Raw genomic sequence first — 4700 nt, 5'->3', positions numbered from 1 at the left:
TTGCGGAGATCTTGCCATGCGGACAGAGCGAGGATCGATGGCGGAGAGCAGGACCCGGTCGCGAGCGGGAAGCCTCGCCGGCTGCATCCTGGCCCTCCTTGTGGTGGTGGCGCCCGCGCTCGCCGGGCCGCCGCCGACCTCCTGCACGCCGGCGGGCGGCGTCGGCTGCGACCTCAGATCCGACATCCTAGTGTTCGACGAAGGCGACCCGACCTACGAGGTCACGGCGCACATCGTCGACTGCCATTTCTGCGGGCCACCGAATGATCCGAACGCCCCCCCGGGGAGCTTCAACTTCCGTGGCAGGGCCGAGATCCAGTTCGGGCCGTACGACCCGGCGATCTGCCCCTACGATCAGGACACGTTGGAGCTCGATATCAGTTCCTCCGATCTGACGCCGGGCAAGGGCGGCGGCGGTCCAGGCGGGAACGAGCCGACCTACGTCCCGCTCGACCCGACCGAGCGCTTCACGCCCACACAGCCGCCGGAGCTGAAGGCGGCCTGCGTCGCGCCGGAGTACCTCGACTACCGGATCCCGCAGGTCTACCTGTACGGCAACAAGGGCGCGGTCACCGGCGCGATCGGGAGCGAGCCGAACGCCTATCTCCAACCTCCTGACGCCTTCCGCGTCGAGGACGTCAACACCGGCGAGCTGCTCTCGCGGATCGAGCTGGATGCCTTCCGGCTGCCGCAGGACCTGACCGTCGACACGACCGAGACCTACGGCGCGACGAGCGGGATGCGCTTCTGGCCCGACGGGCTGCCGTTCCGGCTGGGGCCGCACGTCACGCACTTCCAGGCGAAGACCGTCTCGTTCACGACGCCCGGGACGGCCGGCGGCGGCCCGCCCGCCTACACGCCGCATCCGCCCGACGGTTCCTTCTCGACCGGGCTCCAACCCTCCCAGATCCGGGGTTGCACCGACCCCGAGCCTGGCGTCGTCTGCACGGCCGGCACGATCGCCAACGCCGGCTACCTCGAGAGCGGCGCGTGGAAGCCGTCGAACGCCTCCTGCACCGTGCACGGGATGTCGCTGTCGCTCGACCTCGACCCGGCCGGCAACGTCATCGTGTTCGAGACGCTGTTTCCCAGCCGGTTCAAGGTGCGCCTCAGCGACCCGGCGCACATCGACATCGTCGACGGCGCGATCGCCGGCGGTTGGTTTGCCGGCGGCACGCTGTGGCAGGGCCGGCCGCCCGATCCGTGCAACACCGCCGTCGCACCGCGCAAGCACGACCTCGAGACCGGATCGCTCCAGCCGCAGATCGGCGCCGACGGGAGTCTACTGGCCGGGATCACCAGCCTCGACACGAACCTCGACCCGTCGGGCGTCCCGGAGATCCGCTGGGCCCGCAACGACGCCCGGCAGCTCGGCTGCGGCACGCTCTTCGTGCCGCCGGCACTGGCGGCGAACGATCCCCAGCGGACGTGGCACGCCAGCGCCGTCCCCACCGTCCTCGGGCGCGGCGTCTACGCGGGGATCAACTACAACCGCAACCGCGTCTGCAAGGCGAGCGACGGCACCGTGATGCCGAGGTTCTGCGCGACCGACGCCGACTGCGACACGGCCGCCGGCGAGACCTGCGTCGACGGCGGGTTCTCGCCGTTGTGCCCGCCGCGGGCGCCGAGCGACCCGGCGCCGGTCTGGGACACCGACATCCAGGGAACGATGGTCAGCTTCGACATTCCCCCCGACAAGGCCGGCTACGGCGACCGGGAGATGGCGTTCTACTCCCGCTACTCGGGAGTGACGGGCGTCTTCGACGGCGGCGACTCCGGCTTCACGACCGGCGACGGAGTGAACACGTTCAAGTTGTCGCTCTCGACCTACGGTCTCGCTTTCCTCCGCTCGCGCAGCGAGGGGCAGGACACGATCGTCGCCGGCGACCTCAACCTTCCGTGGCCGTCCGACACATCGATTCCCTTCGACGGCATGTCGATCTGCAACTGCGGGATGCTCGACTCCGCGCGTTCCCCCGATACGCTGATCGAGCGCAAGCTCGCGTACTGGGATCAGACGTTTTACCCGTACGGCATCCAGTTCAGCTCCAAGGATTCCCCGGTCGAGTGTCCCGTACCGCAGCAAAACGGCTGCGCGGATCAGGTGTCCTCTCCCGCCGCCGCCTGTGTCGAGGCGGTGACGCCGGTCGCTCGATTCGACCCTGACATCGAGGCCTACTTCGACGTCCACCCGAACGGCGAGGCGGGACAGATCCAGCCCACGTCGGTGGCCCGCCTCGGCTTCGACGAGGACAAGGACCCGAACACCGGCGCCGGGACACAGCCGCCCTACACCTTCGATGCCGAGGGGTTCGCCTTCAGTGACTTCGCGGCGGCCGGAGCGCCGAACCACGATGACGTCATCCCGCCCGCCGGTTCCCCGACCGCCGATTTCGGTTACGTCGATGCCCGCGGCGATCTCGAGCTGCCTTACTTCGGGCTGACGCCGGTGGGGATCCGCGTCGAACGGGAGCGTTACCCGGGAACGAACCATCTCGCCGACCTGCACGAGGAGTGCGACGAGGTGCAAAACCCGCTCTGCGCCGAGCCCGGGCAACCGGCGTACGTCGCCCACGCCGTCGCGACGCGCGAGATGGCGAAGAGCACGGTCCAGATCCCGTTCAAGATCGACTACTTCACGCCGGGCGAGACCTCCGATCCGGATGACGGCACCGACGAGGAAGGGCGCGGGCGCGGCAGCATCTTCGCCTTCGCCGATCCGTGCGACCCGAACGATCCGAACAACTGCGCGATCGACCTCGGTTCCGCGAAGGCGGGCACCGGTCTGATCATGCGCCCGGGCGAGATCGTCGGCGGCGAGGCCGATCTCGGACCGGCGGCGGCGATGCGGCTGTGGGGCAACGTGACCCAACCCCACAAATCGCATCTCGAATCGATCATGCCGGCCGGGATCGTCATGCCGTGGGGCAGCGCCTACGACGCGGCCTTGACCAAGCTCGGCTATCCAGGCTCGCAGGGGCATCTCCTGCCGCCGCCGTCGGTGTTGCGGGACCAGATGCTTTCGAGCGGCGCGATGGACGATCTCAAGGACCATCCGAACGCGCACACGAAGTTCAACGTCGACGGCACGGGCACGCCGCCGGTCAACGGCTCCAAGATCACCGGCTACGCCGCTTTCGCCCCGGACAACTCCCAGATCGACATGTTCCTGCTGTCGTCGAACCTCGACTCCAACGGCCAGTTCTTCAAACTCGACGGCTCGCTGCTGACGGTCGACCGGCACGTCAAGGAGGGCGAGGAGCCGATCAGCGAATTCCGGCGCCGCCAGACGCCCGGTGCGAGTCCGAACGTGGACCTGCCGGCCGAGCAGTCGATCCCGTTCCCGCCGCCCAGCACGACGGAAGCGAACGGTGACGACGAGTTCATGACCTGGGAACTCGACTACGACATGCCGGGCTTCCAGTTCCACAGCCTGACCGGGACCATCGACCTGACCAAGGGCGGGCTGTCGGGAGTCGGTTTCGACGAGCTCGGCGCGACGCTCAAGTTCTTCGCCGACGGGAACTGGTATTTCGTCGCCGGACTGAAGGTCAACTGGTCCGGCTACGGAATCGACGGCAACGTGTTGCTCGGCAACACCACGGACATGACGCCGCTGCGGGACATCGATCCCGACGTCGCCGATTTCCTCGAAGGCATCGACGCGTTCGACGGCGGCTTCATCCGCTGCGCCATCCAAGCGCGGATCTTCGACTACGGATGTCCGTTCCAGGTCTCGGCCGGCGTGTCGGTCGGCGGCTGGTACCTGTCTTCGGGCTACGGCGGCAAGGTGCGGGGATGGATCGCCGGTGAGGGCGCCTGCATCGTCTCGGTGCGCGGCGACCTGACGCTGATCGGCGGCGAGATCAACGACCTGTTCAAGATCGTCGGGGACTTCTGGGTCGGCGGCGGCATCGGATTCTGCGACGCGGAGAGCTGGGACAAGCCCGAGGACGTGCTCGACGACGACTGGTGCCTCTCCTGCGTCGCCGAGATGACCGCCACCGGCACCTATCCGCCGGACGACCTCAACCTGCAGGTCACGGGGCCCGATTTCGAGTGCTCACCGTGAGCGGGGTGGAACGATGAACGCGACGTTTTCGACACGCCGTCACCAGAACCGGTCCGCGCGATTCCTGCTCGGGATCGCGGTCCTCGCCGGCCTGCCGGGTGCGACCGCGGCCCCGCCGGCGGAGCGGACCCTCGTGCACGCGGTCGCCGACGGGGACCAGAACCGGATCCTCGTGCGCTGGATGACCGAGGAGACCACGTCTCCCCGCTACCGCTACTACGACGTCGACCGGCGCGAGGCGGACTCGCTGAGCTTCGTCCAGCTCAACGACGACCCGATCGGTCCGGCGCAGACCGCGGCGGAGATCGAGGCGATCTTCACCGCTCCGGGGCGCTCCGACGCCCTGGGCTGGATCCAGGACAGCCTCGGGGACGACTACGCGAACGACCTGTTGCTGATGCAGTCGCCGAACGCGACGAGCTCCGAGAAGGCGCAGGCGGCGCTGCTGCCGGACCTCAACTACGGCGTGGCGCTCGCTTTCGGCCTCGGCTGGCTTGACGAAACGGTCACGCCGGGCGTGACCTACGTCTACGAGGTCTGGGGACTGGACGACCAGGGCTTCCGCGTCGAGCGGCTCGGCCGCGCCACAGCCACCGCCGGCTCCCCGCCCTCGCTGCAGCCCGTTCAG

At 68.6% G+C, this 4700-nt stretch carries 2 protein-coding genes; both read left to right on the top strand.

The window, feature by feature from the left end; all coding sequences use genetic code 11:
* Positions 1-37: 37 nt before the first annotated feature.
* Positions 38-4072, top strand: coding sequence for a hypothetical protein (locus D6718_04600; GenBank protein RMG46966.1), 4035 nt, complete (start codon positions 38-40; stop codon positions 4070-4072).
* A gap of 13 nt (positions 4073-4085) precedes the next feature.
* A partial coding sequence (locus D6718_04595) for a hypothetical protein (GenBank protein ID RMG46965.1) occupies positions 4086-4700 on the top strand: 615 nt, incomplete at its 3' end.

It is taken from the genome of Acidobacteriota bacterium (assembly GCA_003696075.1).
Taxonomy (GTDB): domain Bacteria; phylum Acidobacteriota; class Polarisedimenticolia; order J045; family J045; genus J045.
Note: the sequence above shows the minus strand (reverse complement) of the source record. Positions and strands in the feature narration are given on the sequence as shown.